Source organism: Actinomyces sp. SKVG-SVH-4(1) (assembly GCF_048514265.1).
In the GTDB taxonomy this organism is placed as follows: Bacteria; Actinomycetota; Actinomycetes; order Actinomycetales; family Actinomycetaceae; genus Actinomyces; species Actinomyces oris.
The window spans coordinates 87,392-109,365 of sequence record NZ_JBGEVE010000008.1 but is presented as its reverse complement, the minus strand read 5'-3'; the positions used below and the strand labels follow the sequence as shown (position 1 = coordinate 109,365).

Genomic DNA, 21,974 nt, shown 5'->3' with positions numbered 1-21,974 from the left:
TTCATTGCGCTCTTCCTGTCGCGTTCGAGTGAATCGGTACCGCTGTGATGGGGCTGGCGGGCGGACGGAGCCTCCCGAGACGCACGATTCTGACGGGTGTCGGCTCGTTGACGCTGCTGGCGATGTCGGGCTGCGGGTCGCTGGCTCCGGGAAATATTCGGGCTCGCCGTCGGATTACGCAGTCCTTGAAGAGCTTCGATGCCGTCAAGTCAGTGAACGCGCAGGTAAAATCCAATTTCGAGATAGGTGATTCTTGGACGGTGCTGATCAGTCTCAACGATGATCCCGGAAGAGAAGAGACTCTCGCCGTCCTCAAAGACGCCTATCGTCGGGTCGAGGGGGCCGTGGGGAAGACATACTTCTCGCTGTCGGTGTCGTGGAAGCAGAATGGCGTCTCGGTGTCGTGGTCTCTCTCAGAGAAGGGGGAGAGTGAGGCGACGCTCGATTATCTTCGGGATCTCGCGAAGCCCAGTTTGAAGTCTATGAATGTTGGAGGTCATCACATCTCGGTGAGTCGAGGTGACGTCAAGGAGTTCCCGGCTGATGTCATCATGGTGCCACGATCTGGGGTGGGTGTAGATGACAGTTTTGATCTCGATGGTATGACCATTAAGGTGCATACGGACACTGTTGACTTCACCTCCGTTCCTCTCCGTGAGGTTGTGGATGTTGTCGATTCTAAATATCGGGATGAGGCCACCGTTGAGTTAACGGACGATCATCACGTGTATGAGAAGCCAACGCTCGATGTCTCTGCTTTTGGGACGGTGTCGGATGGTCTTGATGTCACTGCTGCCGCTAAGGTCCTTAATATCGTCTCAGGGAATCAGGCACTTCAGTCGCTTTACGTCTCAACCGTGTCGGACCGGAGTTCTGGTGGAACAGAAGGGGTGCGCTTCGAGATGGAATCGGGTGACTTCGATGCCGGATATCCACCTGAAAAGGGTAGGGAGGTTCTGGCGGCAGCACGGGAGTCTGGCTCTTAGTTGTGAGGGGAGCATGAATCTGATGGTTCCCTGTGACAGGAGACTGCGCCAGGTGTTATCGACGCGACGGAGTGACGTCTGATGAGCGTGCGACGTCGTCAGGTCCTGGCCGTAACGGCCGCGTCTCTTGCTCTCGCAGTGGCCGGGTGCTCGCCCATGGCCATGGCGCGCAGGAGACGGAAGCGGAAGGTGCAGCAGTACCTCTTCGGGCTCGACGCCGTGGCATCCGCACGGGTGGAGGTGCACCCGGAGTTCTCAGAGCCGGATCGTTGGATTGTGGACGTGCGGCTCAAGGCTGATCCGTCTGTGGGATCGGTGTCGTCAGTTGTGCGGGACGCCTACGCCGAGGTGCTGCGCCTGACCGGGGCCGGCGAGGCGAGGATGGTCGTCACCTGGGCCCAAGGCGAGACCTCCGTGTTCTGCTACCTGCCGATGAAGGATGCTGACAAGGCCGCCTCCGCCACGGTGGAGGCAGTGTCGCCCGGCATGGAGCGAGTCCAGATCGAGGAGGAGAGAATATCCTTCGAGTACCGGACTGCTGAGACTCTCCCGGATCACTTCATCCTGTCGCCCACCTCCCCAGTGCTGCGCCTCGGCTCCCTGAGGGTCGAGCAGAGTATCCTGATTGGACGATCTCACTGCTTCATCGCTCATGCCAAGGGTAAGGACCTCACCTCCGTGCCGATCAAGCGCGCACTGGAATCCATTCCCTCCGACAAGCGGTACGGAGCGGTCCTGAGCCTGGAGGCAGAAGACGTGGGCAGTCACCAGGTCCGTCTCATATTCAAGAAATGGGCGAAGGACTGGCAGGATGAGGATGTTCAGCCAGATGCCGCGGTCCTCGCCACAGTCCTCGGCAATCGGGTGCTTCAGCGGGTGGAGCTGAGCACCTCAGTGGAAAGCAAGGTCCAGCCCAAGGTGGTTGGCTTCGACATGAAGTCCGGCGCTGTGGTCGGCCAGGGTGACCCACCAGAGAAGGGAGCGCCCATCCTCGCCGCCGCCCAACAGGTGCTCACCTCGGCATCCTGATGGGGTGATGGAGGGTGGGGTATGGACCCGAAGGTGTCTCTGCCTGACGTGCACATGCAAGCATGATGAAGGGAAGGGGAGTGAGGTTGATGAGTATTCGACGTCGTGAGGTGCTGGCGCTGGGTGCGGTGTCTCTTGCTTTCGGAGTGGGCGGGTGCTCACCTTTCGCTCTGGCTCTCAGCAAGAAGAAGAGGAAGGTGCGCAAGTATCTATCCGGTCTTGATGGTGTCACGTCCGTTGAGGTTGATGTGGATCCGGGGCTCGTGACCGATGATCGCTGGGATGTGATCGTCAACCTCAAGGGTGATCCTGGGCAGGATTCAGTCCTCGCCATCATTCGCAATGCTCGAAACGAAGTAGTGAATCTGGCCGATTCCGATAAGGTGGAGATTGACGTCAAATGGACCCAGGGTGCGACGTCGATGTCCTGTCGTCTACCGATGGATGACTCCGAGAGGGCCGTGCCGGCTGCCATGAAGGTGGTCTCCTCGGAGGTGGAGAGCGTGGAGATCTCCTGGAATGAAATCCGGCTACGCTACCAAGGCGTGAAAACCCTTCCGGACAACTTCATTCTTCCGCTAACATCTCCGGTTGTCGGTGTTGGTTCACTCAAGACCGAGCAGAATATTCATGTGGGCTCATCCTATTGTCACGTCACCCATTCCAAAGGCGTTGACCTCACCTCCGTGCCGCTCAAGAGCGTTCTCGATGCCATCCCGGCAGACAAACGAGCCAATGCGACGGTGGACCTGGATGCGCATGATGATATCAACCAGGTGACCCAGCTGAGAGTGTGGGGACTCGGTGAGTACGGAAAGGGTGTGGAGGTTGACGCCGCAGCGCCGGTTCTGGCGGCCGTCCTGGGAAATCGGACTCTTCAGCGGGTCGAGCTGGCGACCGCGCCGAACGACGACTACGACTCTGAGGTCGTCGCCTTTGACATGAACGCCGGTGCCGTGGTCGGCCAGGGGGACCCACCCGAGAAGGGCGCGCCCATCCTCACTGCCGCCCAGCAGCCGGCCGCCTCCTCGTCATAACAGTTGTTCCATGGGAATTGCGGTCAGTCTGTGCCCAGCTGGAGCCGGTCCCAGGATCGGAGGGTGACCCAGGCGCCAATCGCGGCGGTCATCACCGGAACTACCAGCAGCAATGTGCTGACATCATCATGGTTCATGGTCCAGGCAACCGGGATCGACCACGGGGTGTAGGTGCCGAGGCCGAATCCGGCGGCCAGGTTGGTGACGACCAGGATCGCCAGTGTCAGCCCGATGCCGGCCAGGTAGCCGCGCCACCGCGTCGCCGCCCACATGACCGGCAGGACACCTGCGCTGAGCACCACTGAGACAAGCAACAGCGTCGCGAAGCAACCGGTGGCTCCTGCCGCCCCCAGGCCGAGCAGTAACCCCGCCGTCATCAGTAGTGCCGCTTCGCCGGCTCCCAGCAGAACCGCCCAGGATAGGGTTACTAGCATCTTCGCCATCGTAATGGGAGCACGAATCTGATGGTTCCCTGTGACAGGAGAGTGCGCCAGGTGTTCTCGATGCAACGGAGTGACGTCTGATGAGTGTGCGACGTCGTCAGGTCCTGGCCGTAACGGCCGCATCCCTTGCTCTCGCAGTGGCCGGGTGCTCGCCCATGGCCATGGCGCGCAAGAGACGGAAGCGGAAGGTGCAGCAGTACCTCTCCGGGCTCGACGCCGTGGCATCCGCACGGGTGGAGGTGCACCCGGAGTTCTCAGAGCCGGATCGTTGGATTGTGGACGTGCGGCTCAAGGATGATCCGTCTGTGGGATCGGTGTCGTCAGTTGTGCGGGACGCCTACGCCGAGGTGCTGCGCCTGACCGGGGCCAGTGAGGTGAGGATGGTTGTCACCTGGGCCCAGGCTAAGGTCTCCGTCTTCTGCTACCTGCCGATGAAGGATGCCGATAAGGCTGCCTCCGCCACGGTGGAGGCGTTATCGCCCGGCATGGAGCGAGTCCAGATCGAGGAGGAAAGAATCTCCTTCGAGTACCGGACTACTGAGACCCTCCCGGATCATTTCATCCTGCCGCCCAGCTCTGCGGTGCTGCGCCTCGGCTCCCTGAGGGTCGAGCAGAGCATTCTGATTGGACGGTCTCACTGCTTCATCTCCCACGCCAAGGGTAAGGACCTCACATCTGTGCCGGTCAAGCGTGCACTGGAAACCATTCCCTCCGACAAGCGGTACGGAGCGGTCCTGAGCCTGGAGGCGGAGGATTATAACAGTCACCAGGCCCGTCTCATATTCAAGAAATGGGTCAATGACTGGCAGGATGAGGATGTTCAGGCCGACGCTGCGGTTCTTGCCACAGTCCTCGGTAACCAGGTGCTCCAGAGGGTGGAGCTGCTTACCTCGGTGGAAAGCAAGGTCCAGCCCAGGGTGGTTGGCTTTGACATGAAGTCCGGCACTGTGGTCGGCCAGGGAGATCCGCCTGAGAAGGGGGCGCCCATCCTTGCCGCGGCCCAGCAGCCGGACGCTTCGTCGTAAGGTATCTGCGAGAGGGCTTGCATCCTTGGGGCGTGCCGACCGTTCTCCCCACCAGTGCCAATGACGACGGGCTGCACGCATCGAGACATCGATGCGTGCAGCCCGCTTTAAAGTGTTGTGCTCAGCGCTTGAAGTGCTCCTTGAGATCAGCGACTCGCTTGTCCCATGCTTCTTTGCGCTCTTCGCGGCGTTTGTCGCGAATGGTACGGCGTGCCTCGCGATCCGCTGCTTCTGCAGCTGCTTCGGCGGCCTCGAGTTCGGCCAGCACCTCGGAGACGGGGCGGCGGGCCACAGTTCCACCCAACTTCGTTGAGATGTTGTCAAGCACCTCGGGCGTCACCTCAGATACCTGGGCGAGGATGGCCGTTGTTCCGGGAGCGACGCGGGCGCTGAGGTCCCCGAGGACGGTCTCACGCTTGTCAGCATGGTCGATGTCGCTCAGGCTTCCGATAACGGAACCTGCACCCCATCCCAGGAGCATGCCGAGTGGGCCGCCGAGCAGACCGACAATCAGGCCGATGAGGCCCCCAGTTGCCGTGCCCTCGCCGATCGTCGCGTCCGATCCCTCCGCCAGGTGCAGGTGTCCGTCCTCCTCGCGTTCCGCGATGAGTGCTGAGACGACGTCGATCCTCCCTTCCGCGGAGGCTTGGCGGAGGTCACTGAGAACTTCGTACGCCTTGGAGGACTCGGTGAAGGTAATGACGACTACGCTCTGGTCGGTCAAAATGCTCTCCTTTTGTGGTGCAGTCTGATGTCGCCATCGTATCATACAAGTGGTTTGAATCTTGATGGCCCCGGCGCGGCGGGCACCACAGCCCTCTTCGGGCGGGCGTCACTGCCGCCCGGCGGTCTCATCGGTAGCATGAAGCCGGATCACCCAAACCCCGGGAGGAACTGATGCACGAGCCCATCAAGCTGGTCGACCGCGTCCAGGCCATCAACTGGAACCGCCTGACCGACGACAAGGACCTCGAGGTCTGGGACCGCCTCACCGGCAACTTCTGGCTGCCCGAGAAGGTGCCGCTGTCCAACGACGTGCAGTCCTGGGCCACCCTCAACGAGGCCGAGAAGAACATGACCACTCGCGTCTTCACCGGCCTGACCCTCCTGGACACGATCCAGGGCACGGTCGGCGCGGTCTCCCTCATCCCGGACGCCCGCACCCCCCACGAGGAGGCGGTGCTCACCAACATCGCCTTCATGGAGTCGGTCCACGCCCGCTCCTACTCCTCGATCTTCTCCACCCTCATCTCGACGGCGGAGATCGACGAGGCCTTCCGCTGGAGCGAGGAGAACGCGAACCTCCAGCGCAAGGCCCGCATCATCCTGGACTACTACCGCGGCGACGACCCCGAGAAGCGCAAGGTCGCCTCCACCATGCTGGAATCCTTCCTCTTCTACTCCGGCTTCTACGCCCCCATGTACTGGTCCAGCCACGCCAAGCTGACCAACACCGCCGACCTCATCCGCCTCATCATTCGTGACGAGGCCGTCCACGGCTACTACATCGGCTACAAGTACCAGCTCGCCGTGCGAGAGTCCTCGCCCGAGCGCCAGGCCGAGCTCAAGGACTACACCTTCGAGCTGCTCATGGAGCTCTACGACAACGAGGAGCAGTACACCGAGGACCTCTACGACGAGCTCGGCCTGACCGAGGACGTCAAGAAGTTCCTGCGCTACAACGCCAACAAGGCCCTCATGAACCTGGGCTACGAGGCGCTGTTCCCGGCCGACGCCGTTGACGTCAACCCGGCGATCCTCGCCTCCCTGTCCCCCAACGCCGACGAGAACCACGACTTCTTCTCCGGCTCGGGCTCCTCCTACGTCATGGGTACGGCCGAGGCCACCCAGGACGAGGACTGGGACTTCTGAGAGGCAGGCAGCCGGAGACGGGGAGCGCTCCCCTGGGTGGGCTCCCCATGGTAGGGGGCTCGCGCCGGGTGCACACTTTCGCTATCCCCAGCGCGAGAAAGGAATCCCCATGCGCTCCTCCGTCAAGGTTCTCTCCGTCGCAGCTGCCCTTGTCATGGCTGTCGGACTGTCCGCCTGCGATGAGCAGGACATCGCTCAGCCCTCCCCCGGTAGCGGCTCTGCGACCAGCTCCGCCGAGCCGGACTCAGGCGACTCGGATGCATCCCCGTCCGAGGACTCCAAGGACGACAAGGACGGCAAGGGTGCCAAGGACACCAAGAGCAAGAGTGGTGAGACCACTAAGTCCGGCTCCGAGATTCAGGAGATCAAGCCGGTGACCTTCAAGGACGAGGAGATCGGTCTTACCCAGACCTGCGACAAGGTGATCGAGGATTACGCCGCACCGAAGTACAAGGCAAGCCGTGATTCAGACACGGTTTACCTGCTTCACTGCACGCTCGACTTCAGTGGAGATATTGCTTTCAGCAGCACGATCGTGGACTCCACCTCGCTCCAGGACAAAACGGAATCCAGGCACAAGGCGGATGAGTACGGGGCGCTGCTGGCCGACGACCTGAAGGATGACGGTCTTGAGGTGTTCGACTCCGAGGACTCCGGATCCACGCATGTTGAGGGCTGGGTCTCCATGGCTACCGTATCGGAGTCGACCAAGCTGAAGCCCTTCTCCGAGGGCACCACCAGCATCGTCTACGACCGCGCAGCCGGAAAGGGCATCCAGTCCGGTAAGCAGTACGCGGCCTACTCCGACACCCAGGACCTCGTGCTCAAGTGATCTCATAGCACTGTCTCCTCGGCGGCCCTGAGAATCCCGCCGATGCTGTTCCCCGGCTGCCGCGTCCTCCGTTCCACTGGTCCGAAGGGCGCGGCAGCGCGTGAGGGGGCGGCTGATGGCGGTACGGCCGGCCTCCAATGTCAGAGGTATTCGGTAACGTGCTGTCATGACGTCATCCGAGGTGACTCGCCCCCGTCCGACGGCGCCACCCGTCTACCGGGACGGCCCGTCCAAGATGTCGGAGGTCGATGCCCGCTCCTGGAGCATCGACGACGTCCTCGACGCCGTCTTCTTCGCCATCGCCGCCGTCGCCACGCTCTGGCTGGCCTGGCTGCTCATCGGCTCGGGCTGGCACCTCAATGCGGTGCTCGTGGTCAACTCCCTGCTGTTCTGGGCGGTCCTGGCCTACCTCGCCCTGCCGCGCCTCCATCAGGTCCTCACCTGGCTCTACGTCCCCGACTACTTCATCGGCCGCACCCGCACCCCTGATGGGCTCCTGGGCGACCCCGTCAACCTCGCCGTCAAAGGCGACGAGGAGGACATTCACGAGGCGATGATCGCGGCCGGCTGGGTGCGCGCCGACCCCATCACCCTGCGCTCCTCCTGGCGCATCATCGTCTCCTCGCTGCTGCGCCGCTCCTACCCGGCCGCTCCCGTCTCCAACCTCATGCTCTTCGGACGCAAGCAGAGCTTCGCCTACCAGAAGGAGGTCGAGGGCAACCCCGCCCAGCGCCACCACATCCGCTTCTGGTACTGCCCGCCGGGCTGGTCGCTGCCCGGCGGCGGGCACGTGGACTGGTTGGCCGCCGCCACCTACGACCGCGCCGTCGGCCTGAGCGCCCTCACCCTGCAAGTCACCCACAAGATCGACGCCGACATCGACATTGAGCGCAACTACGTCGTCGACGACGTCCGCTGGGCCAACGAGGCCGCCGAGCTGGAGATCTGGCCGGACGTCTTCACCTCCTACCACGACAAGAACGGGGGAGGGGACCGGGTGGTCACCGACGGCGCCCTCCACGTGCTCGACCTCAACGAGGTGGTCCCCGGCTCCGATGCCGGCCTCTCCCTGCAGCAGGCCCGCCTGGCCGACCACCAGGCCCGACGCCGCCGCCCCAGCCAGCTCGTCATCGCCCTGGTGCTCATCGGGCTCATGGTGGCGGTCGAGATTCTGCGCGTGGCCCGCGTCGACATCACCCAGGTGCTGGAGGCCGCCCCGTTCCCGGAGGAGGACCCGGGGGCGGTCACCGCCGTCGTCGCCCTCATCGCCACGGTGTCCGGTGGCCTGACGCTCATCACCGCCGCCCTGGGGGTCGCGGCCTGGCGCGGGCACCCGCGCGGTCGTATCGCCCTCATGGCGACCCTCGTCCTGGGTATCGCCACTGACATGGTTCAGGTCTCCAGCCTCGGGGTCCGCCAGGCCACGCTCGGCCTGGTCGTTACCAGTGCGCTCCAGGTCCTGGCCCTGCTGGCGCTCTCGGCCCGGCAGGTCCACCAGTGGGAGCACGCCCGCAAGGAGGAGCGGCTTGCCGGCCGTGCGAGCGCACGGGGCGACCGGGCGGCAGTTAGGCTGAGCTCATGAGCGAGTACCTGGCAGGACCGCAGGACAATGGTGCCGGCGGCGCAGGGTCGGAGAGTCGGTCCGGCCGGCACACCAGCCACGTCAGTCATGTCGATAACTCCCGGCCCGTCGACGGCGAGCGCGAGCACGTGCGCTTCGGCATCCCCTTCAACGGGGTCCTGCCCATCTGGCACGACGACGCCACCATCACCTGGCACCGGCCCGCCGACGGCACCGACCTGTCCACCGTCCTGGGCATGGGGCTGGTGGAGTCCGAGCCCGGTCCTGCCCAGGCCCCGGCCGGGTGGCAGGAGCGCGTCGAGACCGGCATCCTGACCGACTCTGGTCGCTTCCTGCTGCTCAAGGCGGCCACGCCGTCGGGCCGCCGCGCCATCAACGACCCCGGTGAGGGAGCCCCCATCCCCCTGGAGGCGCCGCTGAGCTATGCGGAGGCCATGGAGGGGGTCTTCGATATCGTTGGCTTCGGCATCCACATCGGCCGCATCATGCTGCGCGCCGCCCGCGACGGCGGCATCATCGTGTTCACCCTGCGTGCGCCGCGCGACCCCGAGCCGCACCACATCCTGTCCGTGCCTGCGCAGGTCGACGACCACGGCGTCATGAGCTTCCACCTGGGGACCCTGCAGGAGATGGAGGGCGGCGCCTGGGACTCCGCCACCCATCGGGACGGCATGGCCCTGCTCGACCTCACCATCCCCTACTCCGACCTCGTGGCCGAGGCCGGCCCCAACGGCGAGGAGGGCCTCGACGCCGACAGCGTCCTGGAGATGGCGCAGCCGGTCGTCCAGTGCATCCTCAAACCCGGCTACCCCTTCGCCCTGGGGGCCTCCATCCTCCTGCCGCAAGCCGGCTGAGCCGAGGGCGGGCCCGCGTGCCGGGCTGGGCCGGAGTGGCGGCTGCGGTTTGCTCCGAGGACGTACTTTCCGATCGAGGACTGCGTTGTCCCCCAGGCTACTGGGAACTCCCCGCAGTCATCTGGGGGAGAGCGCAGTCCTGGTACCGAAAGTAAGTCCTCGATGGGGCGGTGGCTCCCGCAGCGAGGCTGGCCGGGCCGACGTCGCGCCGCGCTCAGGCGGCCGGCGGGGCCGTCGAGCCGCGCACGAGGAACTCGGTGGGGATGATGATGCTGCGGCTGCCGTCCAGGGGCCCGGAGGTCGCCTGCTCCAGCACCAGATCCACCATCTCGTGGCCGTGCCGTTTGAAGTCCTGACGCACCGTGGTCAACGGCGGGAAGGTGTACTCGCCCACCGCCAGTCCGTCGAAGCCGACGACTGAGACGTCGCTGGGCACGCGCCTTCCCTGCTCGTGCATGGCCCGGATGAGGCCCAGAGCCAGCTCGTCATTGGCGCAGAAGACGGCCGTCACCTCCGGGTCCGCGGCCAGGCGCAGGCCGGCCTCATAGCCCGCTGCTGCCTCCCAGTCACCGGCCACCGCCTCGGGGACGTCCCTGCCGGCCTCCCGCAGGGTCCTGGCCCAGGTGGCCTTGCGGATGAGGGCGGACTGGGAGTCCTCGGGCCCGCACACGTGGTGGACGGTGCGGTGCCCCAGCTCCAGAAGGTGTGTGACGGCCTCGCGCACCCCACCGACCTGGTCGGCGCTGGCCGAGGGGTAGTAGTCCACGAGCGTGGAGTCCGAGACCGCTACCGGCATCGAGGGTGGCAGGGCCAGCTGCTCGCGCCCCGCCCGCCCGGCCTGCACGACGACGAGCCCATCGATGGCCTGGTGGGAGAGCCGGTAGACGGCCTCGCGCAGCTCCTCGGAGGCGGGGTGCTCCACCTGGACGAGGTTGACGGCGTAGCCGACGGCGGTGGCGGCCTCCAGCACGCCCGCGGTGGTCAGGGCCTCCCCGGTGCGCTGGATCTGCTGGGTCAGCACGCCGATCGTCTTGAAGGAGCCGCGACGTAGGGCCTGGGCGGCGCGGTTGGGGGAGTAGCCGAGCTGGTTCATTGCGCGCAGGACCCGTTCGCGGGTGTCGGGACGGACGTGCTCCGAGCCCGCCGCCACGCGGGAGACCGTCTGAGCGGAGACTCCCGCCAGACGGGCCACGTCGCTCATCGACGGCGCTCCCTGCGCCCCTCGGCTCTGCCCTGGCATGGCGAGAGGTTATCAGGAGTGTCAGGGGCATCCACATCCTGATGGAATGGTGACGTTGCCATGGAAATCCGTCATGGGGGTGGTGAACCGAGAATTTGTCGGTAGATACACCTAGCGAAGCAGGCTCCCATCTGGTATGTTAACGTCACCACGCAGGCGTTGCACCGCTGCGCGTCCTCTGTTCCCGTCAACCCCATGGGGAGCCGAACAATGATCGTTCCGAGACACTTCGAGGACCTCGACGTCCTCCATGAACACACGCTGCCGCCCCGCTCCTACTACGTGCCCGCATCCCGCCCCATCGCCACCAGCCCCTGGAGGCGGGAGGACTCCGACCGCTTCCACCTGCTCAGCGGCCAGTGGGCCTTCCGCTACCTGCCCAGCATCCACGAGCTGACCGAGCCCTTCTGGGAGCAGGACGCCCCCGTCGGCACGTCCGACGGCGACGAGCCCGGCCAGGCGGACCCCGCCCACCTCCCGGAGGGCTTCACCATGATTCAGGTGCCCAGCACCTGGCAGCACCTGGGTTACGACCACCACCAGTACACCAACGTCCGCTACCCCATCCCCTTCGATCCGCCCTACGTCCCCCAGGACAACCCCTGCGGCGCCTACATCCGCGACTTCGACTACACCCCGGACCCCGCCGCCCCCAGCACCTACCTGACCTTCGAGGGCGTGGACTCCTGCTTCTACGTGTGGCTCAACGGCACCTACGTCGGCTACAGCCAGGTCTCCCACGCCTCCGCGGAGTTCGACGTCACCGAGCTCCTGCGCCCCGGCGCCAACCGCCTGGCCGTCCTGGTGCTCAAGTGGTGCGACGGCACCTACCTGGAGGACCAGGACAAGTTCCGCACCAGCGGCATCTTCCGCGACGTCTACCTCCTGAGCCGCCCGGCCGCCGTCCTGTTCGACTACGTCACCACCACCTCACTGGGTCCGGTCTCCGGCACCGGCCTCGACGTCGCCCCGGCCACCGCCCTGGTCAGGATCCAGGGCACCTACCGGGGCGGGCCCGTCCCCACCTCCGTCGAGCTCATCGACCACGACGGCGCCGTGGTGGCCGCCGGTGAGTTGGAGCCCTTCGCCGGCGACGACGGCTACACCCACCGCGCCCGGCTCACCGTGGAGGCCCCTCACCTGTGGAGCGCCGAGGACCCCTACCTCTACACGCTGGTCATCACCACGCCCGGTGAGGTCATCACCGACCGGGTGGGCATCCGTGAGGTCGCGGTGAGCGACGCCGTCGTGCACCTCAACGGCCGGCCCATCACCCTGCGCGGCGTCAACCGGCACGACTCCGACCCGGTTACCGGGCCCGTCGTCGACCTGGAGCACATGCTGTGGGACCTGCGCCTGATGAAGGAGCACAACATCAACGCGGTGCGCAGCTCCCACTACCCCAATGACCCGCGCTTCTACCAGCTGTGCGACGAGCACGGCTTCTACGTCATGTCCGAGGCCGACAACGAGAGCCACGGCACCCAGAGCCGCTTCCTGGCCGACCCGTCCTGGGACAACCAGGTCGAGCACTGGAACGAGCCCATCGCCGACAACCCTGAGTGGACCGAGGCCACCGTCGACCGCATGAGGCTGTGCGTCCATCGCGAGAAGAACCGCCCCAGCATCATCTCCTGGTCCGCCGGCAACGAGTGCTCCTACGGCTGCACCCTCGAGGCGGCGCTCTTCTGGGCCAAGGAATTCGACCCCACACGGCTGACCCACTACGAGAGCTCCTACTACCGGGACTCCAAGCGCCGCTACGACTACTCCTGCATCGACCTGTACAGCCGCATGTACCCGGCCATCGAGGAGATCCGCGACTACCTCGACTCCGACCCCGACAAGCCCTTCATCCTCGTGGAGTACTGCCACGCCATGGGCAACAGCCCCGGTGACCTCGAGGATTACTGGGAGATCATCCGGGCCGACGAGCGTATGTGCGGAGGCTTCGTGTGGGAGTGGTGCGACCACGCGGTCACCGCCGGGACCAGCGACGACGGTCGGCCGATCCAGCTCTACGGCGGCGACCACGACGAGGCCGTCCACGACGGCAACTTCTGCGTCGACGGGCTCGTCTCGCCCGACCGCGTCCCCCACCCGGGACTCGCCGAGCTCAAGAACGTCCAGCGCCCCGCCCGCGTCATCGAGTACGACCAGGAGGAGGGCCTGCTCACCATCCACAACGACCTCGACCACACCGACCTGTCCCAGTACCTGCGCATCTCCTATGAGGTGCGCTGCGACGGCGTCGTCGTGGACCGCGAGGACCTCGACCTGGTCGAGCCCGTCCCGCCGCGCACGAGCGTCATGCTGCGCTGCGAACCGAAGGTTCCGCCCACCGGACGCTGCCACCTGCTGGTCACCTACCGGCTCGCCCGACCCGACTCGCTGCGGGCCGCCGGCCACGTCCTGGGCTTCGACGAGATCGCCCTGCGCAACGCCGACAGGCGCCACCGGTGGGTCGCCTCACTCGCCGACCGCCCCATCGGCGAGACCCATCTGCCGGTCAGACGGGAGGGCACTCGGATCGAGATAGACAGCGACAGGCTCAACTGCGCCATCGACACGCGCACCGGCCTGCCGGTGTCCCTGTCCTCGGAAGGCCGCGAGCTCCTTCAGCGCCCGGTGGAGCTCAACATCTGGCGGGCGCCCACCGACAATGACCGTCACGCGCGCCTGGAGTGGGAGCGCGCCCACTACCACCAGGCCGTGGCCCGTGCCTACGACCTCGACGTCAACGAGGAGCCCGGGCGCGTCACCATCAGCGCCGACGTCGGCCTCGTGGCGCCCTCGGTCCAGCCGGCCCTGCGCGGACGGCTCATCTGGACCCTCACTGACGACGGCGTCCTGAGCCTGAACCTGCGACTGCGCCGGACACTGGGCTTCCCCAACCTGCCGCGCCTGGGGCTGCGCCTCTTCCTGCCCGAGTCCATGAGCCAGGTCGACTACTACGGCCTGGGCCCGCAGGAGAGCTACGTCGACAAGCACCGCGCCAGCTACCACGGGGCCTTCAGTGCCGACGTCGTCGACCTCCACGAGGACTACATCCGGCCCCAGGAGAACGGCAGCCACGCCGACTGCAACAAGGTCGTCCTCTCCGGAGGCGGGCTGAGCCTGGCCGCTGTCGGGCCGACCCCCTTCTCCTTCAACGCCTCCCGATACACGCAGGAGGAACTGGCTGCGCGGCGACGCAACACCGATCTGACGCCGTCGGGCTGCACGGTCCTGTGCCTGGACGCCGCCATGGCCGGCATCGGATCCAACAGCTGCGGTCCCGCCCTGCGGCCCCGCTACCAGGTCGACAGCCAGGAGCTGGGGATGGAGCTCCATCTCCTGCTCAACCCCCTCATCACCCACACCAGCACTCACAACGAGGTGACGCTATGAGCAGCGAGTCCGCCGCCAAGACGGTCGGCGCCCCCACCGCAGGAAACGGACTGGAGGCGGCCAGCGAGAGGAAGTACCTGAAGTGGTACAACAAGGTGGGCTACGGATCGGGCGACGTCGCCGGCAACGTCGTCTACGTCCTGCTGTCCGCCTTCGTCATGATCTACCTGACGGACACCGCCGGGCTGAATGCGGGCGTCGTCGGCACGCTCATGATGGTCTCCCGGCTCTTCGACGGCTTCTCCGACATCATCTTCGGGGCGCTGCTGGACCGCACCAACACGCGGATGGGCAAAGCCCGTCCGTGGATGCTGTGGGGGTTCGTGGGCTGTGCCGCCATGCTCATCGCGATCTTCGCGATCCCCACGAGCCTGGGGGACACCGCCAAGTACGCCTGGTTCTTCATCGCCTACACGCTGCTCAACGCCGTCTTCTTCACGGCCAACAACATCGCCTACTCCTCGCTGACCGCTCTCATCACCCGCAACGGGGCCGAGCGTGTGCAGATGGGCTCCATCCGTTTCATGTTCGCCTTCGGAACGAACTTGCTCATCCAGAGCGTTACCGTGGGCGGTGTGGCCCTATTCGGCGGCGGTGCCGTCGGCTGGCGGACGATGGCGATCATCTACGCGCTGCTCGGCCTGGCGGTCAACACGCTCTCGGTGCTCTCGGTCAAGGAGCTGTCGCCTGAGGAGCTGGAGGGTGAGGACGAGCCCCAGGAGGACAAGCTCTCAGTGGGGGAGTCGGCCAAGATGCTCGTATCCAACAAGTACTACCTCATTATTCTCATCGTCTTCCTGCTCACCCAGATCTTCACGGCCATGCTCAACATGGGTATCTACTTCATGAAGTACGTCCTGGGGGATGAGGACCTGCTGAAGACTTTCTCCTGGGCCATCAACATCCCACTCATGATCGGGCTCCTCATCACGCCGGTGGTGGTGAGTCGCTTCGGGAGCATGTACCGGATCAACATCGTCGGCTATGTCATCGCGACCCTGGGGCGGCTCGGGGTGCTCGTGGCCGCTTACATGAACAGCCTCCCGCTCATGCTGATCCTCTCCGGGGTCGCGGCCCTGGGTATGAGCTCGCTGCAGGGCACGCTCAACGCCCTCATCGCCGAGGCCTCGGAGCACACCTGGCTGCGTACCGGTAAGCGCATCGACGGGCTCATGTTCTCCTGCACGTCGCTCGGCGTGAAGGTGGGTGGTGGGCTCGGCACGGCCCTGTCCGGGTGGCTGCTGGCAGCCTCCGGGTACGACGGGGACCTCAAGGTTCAGCCGGAGTCCGCCATCCAGATGATCTACATCATGTACGTGTGGTTGCCGCTGGCGGCCAACGCGCTCATCCTCTTCCTGCTCCTGCGGCTGGACGTCGAGAAGGTCAACACCCGGCTCAAGGAGGAGGCCGACGCGCGGGCCGAGGTGGAGGTCGGTGCCGGAGCAACCGGTGGCGGCTCCGTGACCGCGGGGCGGACCGGTGACGCCGTCGGCGGTGGCGACGTCGTCGGGAACCCGGGTGCTGCTGCGGGCCCCTCGGAGAGCGAGGACTCGACGAGCTGAGGCTGCACGAGCGGCTCGACTCACGGGTGGGGGCGAGACTGAGGTGCGCGGATGGCGCGCCCTCGCCCCCACCTTCCTTCCCGGGGCGGTGCGCTGGCGGAGCTCTTCTCCGCTGGTGCGCCGCCCGTCGTGTTGTCGTCGTCTGTGACGCCACCGAGGACGTACTTCCCGATCGAGGACTGCGTTGTCCTCCAGGCTACTGGGATCTCCCCGCAGTCATCTGGGGGAGAACGCAGTCCTGGTACCGAAAGTAAGTCCTCGATCGACGCTTAGCGGGACCTTGGCGTGGACGATCACCGGGTGCGCTCGATGCCGGATTGATCGAGTAGCTCAAGAGCGTTGGCGATGTCAGTGAGAACGGCCTTCAGGTCGACGTCGGACGCGCCCCTCGACCGGGTCAATGCCCCGGGCTGCCCCGGGCTGCTCCGGGGGCGGCGCCGGCAGGCGTGACCGGCGAAACTGGGCTTCATCCCACACGAACGCGATAAACGTGAGTCTTTGGTGACGAGAGCGCCTGAGGTTAGGCTTACCTCGACCGTCGTGACTTGAGATTGATTCGTGACTTGGAGGTCGAGTGTTTCTCGCCAACCTGCTCATCGCCCTGAGGGAGGGCCTGGAGGCGGCGCTCGTTGTCAGCATCATCGTCGCCTACCTCGTCAAGGCCGACCGCCGCGATGCCCTGCCCAAGCTGTGGCTCGGGGTCGGGCTGGCGGCGCTGATCCCGCTGGTCGCCGGCGCCATCATGACCTGGGGCCCCAAGACCCTCACCTTCCAGGCCCAGGAGATCCTCGGCGGCACCCTGTCCTTCGTCGCCGTCGGCATGGTGACCTGGATGATCTTCTGGATGGGGAAGAACGCCCGTGAGCTCAAGGGCGAGCTGGAGGGGTCGCTGTCCAAGTCCCTCTCCGCAGGCAGCTCCGGCTGGGGCGTCGTCTGGATCGCCGTCGTCGCCGTCGGGCGCGAGGGAGTGGAGACCGCCCTGTTCGTGTGGGCCACCGTGCGCTCCAGTATTGAGAGCTCCACCATGCAGACGACGGCGGGCGTCATCACCGGCCTCGTTCTGGCCATCGTGCTGGGCGTGCTCATCTACCAGGGTGCGGTGCGCATCAACCTGCGCGTCTTCTTCGCCGTGACCGGCTACTTCCTCGTCGTCGTTGCCGCCGGCATCGTCGCCTACGGCGTCGGTGACCTGCAGGAGGCGAGTGTTCTTCCCGGCTTCACGAACCACGCCTGGGACCTGTCCCGCTACCTGCCCGACGGCGCCTCGCCCTTCCACTGGCTCTACGTGCTGCTCCAGGCCATGTTCCAGTTCAACCTCCAGCCCACTGTCCTGCAGGTCGTGGGCTGGTGGGTCTACATCGTCCCGACCCTGGTGCTCCTCACCCTCCAGATCGCGGGCCGATGGCCCTCGCCCGGACGTGCAGTCGAGTCCGCTCCGGCCACCCCGGCCGCCGTGAGCGCTGACGAGTCCGACGCCGAGGAGCCCGACGCCGTCGCGACCTCCTGACCACCCCGACCTCTCTCCCCACCCCTGTCCACGCCACTCCTCACAAAGGAAAGACCATGCCCACCATCAAGCGACGCAACGTCCTCACCCTGCTTCCCCTGACCGCCATGGGCCTGGGCCTGGCCGCCTGCGCCGACAACCCCAAGAACGCCAAGGGCGGCGCCTCCGGTTCGGGGGCGTCCCAGGAGATCACGGTGACCCTCACCGACGACGCCTGCAAGCTCTCCTCGACCTCCTTCCCCTCGGGCGTGGTCACCTTCACCATCACCAACTCCGGCTCGGCCCCCAACGAGCTGGAGATCCTCACCGAGGACAAGCTCCAGATCGTCTCCGAGCAGGAGAACATCGGCCCCGGCACCACCACGAAGCTCACCACGTCCCTCAAGGAGGGCACCTACTACGCCGCCTGCAAGCCCAATATGGTCGGCGAGCTCAAGGGCGTCACCGAGCTGAAGATCACCAAGGGCGCCGCCGTCGACATCAGTGCCGACGAGACCAAGGCGCGCGAGGCCGCCGTCACCAACTACACCGCCTACGTGCGCGACCAGACCGGCCAGCTCCTCACCGCCACCCAGGGCTTCGTCACCGCCTACACCTCCGGCGACACCGCCACCGCCAAGAGCCTCTACCCGCTGGCGCGTCAGTTCTACGAGCGCATCGAGCCCACCGCCGAGTCCTTCGGCCTCAAGGAGGCCGGCGACCTCGACGCCGCCCTGGACACCCGCGTCCAGGACCTCGCCTCCGGCGCCGGCAAGGCCGTCACGGACAAGGACGTCCTCGCCGGATGGACCGGATGGCACCGCATCGAGGCCGACCTGTGGGCCCAGGACTCCTCCAGTCCCTTCAAGTTCGCCGACGACGCCGCCCGCAAGAAGGTCGCCGACCAGCTCAACGCCGACACCAAGTCGCTCTACGACCTCGTCTACGGGAACATCAACGGCGCCAGCGGGAAGAAGTTCGAGCTCGAGCTCGAGGATGTCGCCAACGGCGCCTCCGGCCTCCTCGAGGAGGTCGCCAGCTCCAAGATCGTCGGCGAGGAGGAGACCTTCTCCCACACCGACCTCTACGACTTCCAGGCCAATGTCGAGGGCGCCAAGGTCGCCTATGGCAACGTCGAGGAGCTCGTGAAGAAGAAGGACGCCAAGCTCGCAGAGAAGATCACCACCCAGTTCGCGGCGGTTGAGAAGCTCGTCGCGGCCGAGGTCTCCGGAAAGGCCTCCAACGGCCAGCCCACCTACGTGGACTACTCCACCATCGCCGCGGTCCAGAAGGACGCCGGCGAGACCCCCGACAAGAACGCCTACACCGACAAGCAGCGCAAGTTCTCCGACGCCGTCAACGCCCTGAGCGAGTCGCTGTCCAAGGTTGCCGGAACCATCCTCTGAGGCGGCGGCACCCCGACAACCCGGACACCCCGGAAGGAGACAGCAGTGAGTGGCAAGCCGGCCCACGAGTCGGACACCTCCCCGGTCGCCGACGACGCGGCCCAGGACGAGACCCTGGATGAGCCCCAGGACGAGACCGCGCAGGCGCAGCAGGAGTCGCAGGCCCCGACGTCGGAGGGCCCGGGTAACAGCGACTCGGCGCCCGACGCGGCGGAGCAGCCCGATGAGGTGAGCGCATCCGACGCGGCTGACCAGCCGGAGAAGCCGGATGCGACGGGGACGCCCGGACAGGCCGGGAAGCCCAGTGCCAAGGGCACTAGCCGCCGTGCCATGTTCACCGGTGCGGGCCTGGGTGCCGCGCTCGCGGGCCTGGCCGGTGTGGCCGGCGGCCGCGCCTGGGAGGCCTCCCGCCGGCCCGAGGAGGCCATCCTCACGACCTACCCCTTCCGGGGTGACCACCAGGCGGGGATCACCACCCCCGCCCAGGACAACATGTTCACCGCGGCCTTCGACGTCTCCGCCACCGACGTCGAGGACCTGAAAACCCTCCTGTCCGAATGGGCCGTGGCCGCCGAGCAGATGACCGCCGGTGAGCTCATCGGCGGCCAGCCCAGCTCCAACAAGCAGCTGCCGCCCAAGGACACCGGCGAGACCTGGGGCTACAAGCCCAACGGCCTGACCATCACCTTCGGCGTGGGTAAGGGCCTGTTCGTCGACGCCGACGGCAAGGACCGCTTCGGCCTGGCCGCCAAGATGCCCGCCGTCCTCAAGGAGGGCATGCCCTCCTTCGCCGGTGACCAGCTCCACGCCGCACAGTCCGACGGCGACCTGCTCGTCCAGGCCTGCTCCAACGACGCCCAGGTGTGCGTCCACGCGATCCGCAACCTCACCCGCATCGCCTTCGGGACCGCCACACTGCGGTGGAGCCAGGTCGGCTACGGGCGCACGTCGTCGACCTCCGTGGACCAGGAGACGCCGCGCAACCTCTTCGGCTTCAAGGACGGCACCAACAACATCAAGGCCGAGGACTCCTCCGACCAGCTCAACAAGCACCTGTGGGTCCAGAAGGGCGACGACGCCGCAGCCGAGTGGATGACGGGCGGCACCTACTACGTGGCCCGGCGCATCCGCATGCTCGCCGAGATCTGGGACCGGCTGCGGCTCATCGAGCAGGAGCAGACCATGGGCCGTGACAAGCGCTACGGGGCACCGCTGAGCATCGCCAACCCCACGAAGGCCTCCGAGGAGTTCACGGCTGTGGACTACAAGGCCAAGGACGACAAGGGCGAGACGCTCGTGCCGGCCGACGCGCACATCGCCGTCGTCTCACCGGAGCAGAACCAGGGGCGCCGGATGCTGCGCCGCGGCTACAACTACACCGACGGCTCCGACTCCCTGGGGCAGCTGCAGACCGGCCTGTTCTTCATCGCCTTCGTGCGTGACCCGCGCACGAACTTCTACCCGATCCTGGACCGCATGACTAAGAGCGACGCCCTCCAGGAGTACCTCAAGCACGAGGCCTCGGCGCTGTTCGCGATCCCCCCGGGCATCAAGGAGGGCGACACCATGGTGGCCGCCTCGCTCTTCAGCTGAGGACGGGGTGAGGCGGGCCGGGCGGGCCGCAGTGGTGACTGCGGTTCGCGCCCGGAACGTACTTCCCGATCGAGGACTGCGCTTTCCTCCAGGTCACGGGGATCTCCCCGTCGCCATCTGGGGGAGAACGCAGTCCTCGTTGCAAAAGTACGTCCTCGATGGGGACGGCCGCTCCCGTAGTGGTGGCGGCTGGGCCAAGATAGGGCCATGCGCGACCTCAACGACCTGACCCGCCCCACCGTCCCCTCCGGCGCCATCCAGGAGCGCATGCTCGCCGAGACCGAGGAGCGCCGCGGCGTCGTCGGCCCGGCACCGGCCCTGCCCGACGACGCCGGAGCCCCCACCGCTCTGCGCGCCGCCCTGGGGCAGGCCGTCGCCGAGCTGGCCCCGCAGATCGTCGAGCTCTCCCACGACATCCACGACCACCCCGAGACCGGCTACGAGGAGCACCACGCCGTGGCCACGGTCGCCGAGCTCCTGCGCCGCCACGGCATTGAGCCCGAGGTCGGCGTCTACGGCATGGACACCGCCCTGCGCGCCGAGATCCCCGGAGGCGGCGGCGCGGACGTGGCGGCCGGAGGCTCCGGTGAGTCGGCCGGCACCATCGCCATCCTCGCCGAGTACGACGCCCTGCCCGGCATCGGCCACGGCTGCGGGCACAACGTCATGTGCGCCAACTCCGTGGGCGCCTTCCTCGCCCTGGCCGCCCTGGCCCGCACCCGCCCAGGCTCCCTGCCCGGCCGCGTCGTCCTGCAGACCACGCCCGCCGAGGAGAACTCGACCGCCAAGGAGATCCTGGCCGTGCGCGGCATGCTCGACGGCGTCGACGCCGCCATCCAGACCCACTCCTACGCCCACGACGTCACCCACCAGACCTGGCTGGGCGTGCGCCGCCTGCGCGTCATCTTCCACGGCGTGCCGGCCCACGCCGCCTCCCAGCCCTTCATGGGCCGCAACGCCCTGGATGCCGCGACCCTGGCCCTGACCGGCATCGGCCTGCTGCGCCAGCAGATGCTCCCCATGGACCGCCTCCACGCTATCATCACCGACGGCGGCCAGGTCCCCAACATCATCCCCGAGCGCACCGAGCTGTCCATCATGGTGCGCTCGAAGTACCTCGAGACCCTCAAGGAGATCGCCGAGCGGGTCGAGGAGGTCCTCCACGGCGCCGCCCTCATGACCGGCACGGGCATTGAGATCCTCACCTCCGAGTACTGCAACGAGATCCCCGTCCGCGACAACGGCCCCCTGCTGACCTCCTGGGTGCGCTCCCAGCGCGAGCGCGGCCGCGACCCCCTGGCCGCCGGGGTCCTGCCCGAGACCATCGCCGCCGGCACCGACTTCGGCAACGTGTCCCAGCGCATCCCCGGCATCCACCCGCTCATCAAGGTCACCGACCGGCCCGACGTCGCCCTCCACACCCCCGCCATGACCGAGGCCGCCGGCGCCCCCACCGGGGACGCGGCCGCGCTCGACGGCGCCTACGGGCTGGCCGCCGTCGCCCTGGACTGGCTGCACGACGCCGAGCTGCGCCGGGCCGTGCGCGCCGACTTCGAGGCCACTGGCGGGGCGATCGACGTCGCCGACTTCTGGGAGGAGTGAGGCGGGCTCAGGCCGCCCTGGCCCGCACCTGCCCC

At 66.6% G+C, this 21,974-nt stretch carries 17 protein-coding genes; 14 read left to right on the top strand and 3 right to left on the bottom strand.

From position 1 onward, the window contains the following. The first annotated feature begins 185 nt into the window (after positions 1-185). The 3 genes from AB7V09_RS08395 to AB7V09_RS08385 all read left to right on the top strand — a co-directional run bounded on the left by AB7V09_RS08395 (position 186) and on the right by AB7V09_RS08385 (position 3,052). Complete coding sequence (locus AB7V09_RS08395) at positions 186-986, top strand: hypothetical protein (RefSeq protein WP_254654111.1); 801 nt, start codon at positions 186-188, stop codon at positions 984-986. A 189-nt stretch (positions 987-1,175) separates the two neighbouring features. After that, entirely contained in the window at positions 1,176-2,015 is an 840-nt protein-coding gene (locus tag AB7V09_RS08390; protein ID WP_419143474.1) for a hypothetical protein, read from the top strand. A gap of 89 nt (positions 2,016-2,104) precedes the next feature. Then, positions 2,105-3,052 (top strand): hypothetical protein, encoded by a 948-nt coding sequence (locus AB7V09_RS08385; RefSeq protein ID WP_419143473.1) that lies wholly within the window; start codon positions 2,105-2,107, stop codon positions 3,050-3,052. A gap of 23 nt (positions 3,053-3,075) precedes the next feature. On the opposite strand, the gene AB7V09_RS08380 is transcribed toward AB7V09_RS08385, so the two are convergent. Continuing rightward, on the bottom strand, positions 3,076-3,486 hold the full coding sequence (locus tag AB7V09_RS08380) for a hypothetical protein (RefSeq protein WP_419143472.1): 411 nt from the start codon (positions 3,484-3,486) through the stop codon (positions 3,076-3,078). Positions 3,487-3,683: 197 nt separating this feature from the next. Between AB7V09_RS08380 and AB7V09_RS08375 the strand changes: the two genes are divergently transcribed. Continuing rightward, entirely contained in the window at positions 3,684-4,520 is an 837-nt protein-coding gene (locus AB7V09_RS08375; protein ID WP_255304749.1) for a hypothetical protein, read from the top strand. Positions 4,521-4,641: 121 nt separating this feature from the next. On the opposite strand, the gene AB7V09_RS08370 is transcribed toward AB7V09_RS08375, so the two are convergent. Beyond that, complete coding sequence (locus tag AB7V09_RS08370) at positions 4,642-5,244, bottom strand: DUF1269 domain-containing protein (protein WP_003788384.1); 603 nt, start codon at positions 5,242-5,244, stop codon at positions 4,642-4,644. A gap of 173 nt (positions 5,245-5,417) precedes the next feature. Here AB7V09_RS08370 and nrdF point away from each other — a divergent pair, with 173 nt between their 5' ends. The 4 genes from nrdF to AB7V09_RS08350 all read left to right on the top strand — a co-directional run bounded on the left by nrdF (position 5,418) and on the right by AB7V09_RS08350 (position 9,660). Beyond that, positions 5,418-6,392 carry a class 1b ribonucleoside-diphosphate reductase subunit beta gene (gene nrdF, locus AB7V09_RS08365; protein ID WP_010612846.1) on the top strand — a complete coding sequence of 325 codons (975 nt, stop codon included), beginning with the start codon at positions 5,418-5,420 and terminating at the stop codon, positions 6,390-6,392. Between the two features lie 109 nt (positions 6,393-6,501). Then, a complete protein-coding gene (locus tag AB7V09_RS08360) occupies positions 6,502-7,224 on the top strand; it encodes a hypothetical protein (RefSeq protein ID WP_303880161.1) in 723 nt (240 codons plus the stop codon). 166 nt (positions 7,225-7,390) lie between these two features. Then, the gene (locus AB7V09_RS08355) at positions 7,391-8,806 is read left to right on the top strand and encodes an LssY C-terminal domain-containing protein (RefSeq protein WP_239653325.1); all 1,416 of its coding nucleotides are present in this window, start codon (positions 7,391-7,393) and stop codon (positions 8,804-8,806) included. Beyond that, complete coding sequence (locus AB7V09_RS08350) at positions 8,803-9,660, top strand: hypothetical protein (protein ID WP_419143471.1); 858 nt, start codon at positions 8,803-8,805, stop codon at positions 9,658-9,660. Before AB7V09_RS08355 ends, AB7V09_RS08350 begins: the two co-directional genes overlap by 4 nt. A gap of 214 nt (positions 9,661-9,874) precedes the next feature. On the opposite strand, the gene AB7V09_RS08345 is transcribed toward AB7V09_RS08350, so the two are convergent. Next, the gene (locus AB7V09_RS08345; protein WP_419143494.1) at positions 9,875-10,861 is read right to left on the bottom strand and encodes a LacI family DNA-binding transcriptional regulator; all 987 of its coding nucleotides are present in this window, start codon (positions 10,859-10,861) and stop codon (positions 9,875-9,877) included. Between the two features lie 249 nt (positions 10,862-11,110). On the opposite strand from AB7V09_RS08345, the gene AB7V09_RS08340 reads away from it, so the two are divergent. The 6 genes from AB7V09_RS08340 to AB7V09_RS08315 all read left to right on the top strand — a co-directional run bounded on the left by AB7V09_RS08340 (position 11,111) and on the right by AB7V09_RS08315 (position 21,939). Beyond that, the gene (locus tag AB7V09_RS08340) at positions 11,111-14,290 is read left to right on the top strand and encodes a glycoside hydrolase family 2 TIM barrel-domain containing protein (RefSeq protein ID WP_419143470.1); all 3,180 of its coding nucleotides are present in this window, start codon (positions 11,111-11,113) and stop codon (positions 14,288-14,290) included. Beyond that, on the top strand, positions 14,287-15,852 hold the full coding sequence (locus AB7V09_RS08335) for an MFS transporter (protein ID WP_419143469.1): 1,566 nt from the start codon (positions 14,287-14,289) through the stop codon (positions 15,850-15,852). Before AB7V09_RS08340 ends, AB7V09_RS08335 begins: the two co-directional genes overlap by 4 nt. A gap of 574 nt (positions 15,853-16,426) precedes the next feature. Then, positions 16,427-17,359, top strand: a complete 933-nt coding sequence (gene efeU, locus AB7V09_RS08330; RefSeq protein WP_419143468.1) for an iron uptake transporter permease EfeU — start codon at positions 16,427-16,429, stop codon at positions 17,357-17,359. Positions 17,360-17,415: 56 nt separating this feature from the next. Next, positions 17,416-18,744 (top strand): iron uptake system protein EfeO, encoded by a 1,329-nt coding sequence (gene efeO, locus AB7V09_RS08325; RefSeq protein WP_419143467.1) that lies wholly within the window; start codon positions 17,416-17,418, stop codon positions 18,742-18,744. A 45-nt stretch (positions 18,745-18,789) separates the two neighbouring features. Continuing rightward, positions 18,790-20,337, top strand: a complete 1,548-nt coding sequence (efeB, locus tag AB7V09_RS08320; RefSeq protein WP_419143466.1) for an iron uptake transporter deferrochelatase/peroxidase subunit — start codon at positions 18,790-18,792, stop codon at positions 20,335-20,337. Positions 20,338-20,544: 207 nt separating this feature from the next. Then, entirely contained in the window at positions 20,545-21,939 is a 1,395-nt protein-coding gene (locus AB7V09_RS08315; protein ID WP_419143465.1) for an amidohydrolase, read from the top strand. Positions 21,940-21,974 lie beyond the last annotated feature (35 nt).

Bases quoted from the DNA above. Each gene is read 5' to 3' on its own strand.
- AB7V09_RS08380 (WP_419143472.1), bottom strand. From the start codon at position 3,486: ATGCTAGTAACCCTATCCTGGGCGGTTCTGCTGGGAGCCGGCGAAGCG.
- AB7V09_RS08360 (WP_303880161.1), top strand. From the start codon at position 6,502: ATGCGCTCCTCCGTCAAGGTTCTCTCCGTCGCAGCTGCCCTTGTCATG.
- AB7V09_RS08385 (WP_419143473.1), top strand. From the start codon at position 2,105: ATGAGTATTCGACGTCGTGAGGTGCTGGCGCTGGGTGCGGTGTCTCTT.
- efeO (WP_419143467.1), top strand. From the start codon at position 17,416: ATGCCCACCATCAAGCGACGCAACGTCCTCACCCTGCTTCCCCTGACC.
- AB7V09_RS08340 (WP_419143470.1), top strand. From the start codon at position 11,111: ATGATCGTTCCGAGACACTTCGAGGACCTCGACGTCCTCCATGAACAC.
- AB7V09_RS08345 (WP_419143494.1), bottom strand. From the start codon at position 10,861: ATGAGCGACGTGGCCCGTCTGGCGGGAGTCTCCGCTCAGACGGTCTCC.
- AB7V09_RS08355 (WP_239653325.1), top strand. From the start codon at position 7,391: ATGACGTCATCCGAGGTGACTCGCCCCCGTCCGACGGCGCCACCCGTC.
- AB7V09_RS08350 (WP_419143471.1), top strand. From the start codon at position 8,803: ATGAGCGAGTACCTGGCAGGACCGCAGGACAATGGTGCCGGCGGCGCA.
- AB7V09_RS08335 (WP_419143469.1), top strand. From the start codon at position 14,287: ATGAGCAGCGAGTCCGCCGCCAAGACGGTCGGCGCCCCCACCGCAGGA.
- AB7V09_RS08315 (WP_419143465.1), top strand. From the start codon at position 20,545: ATGCGCGACCTCAACGACCTGACCCGCCCCACCGTCCCCTCCGGCGCC.
- nrdF (WP_010612846.1), top strand. From the start codon at position 5,418: ATGCACGAGCCCATCAAGCTGGTCGACCGCGTCCAGGCCATCAACTGG.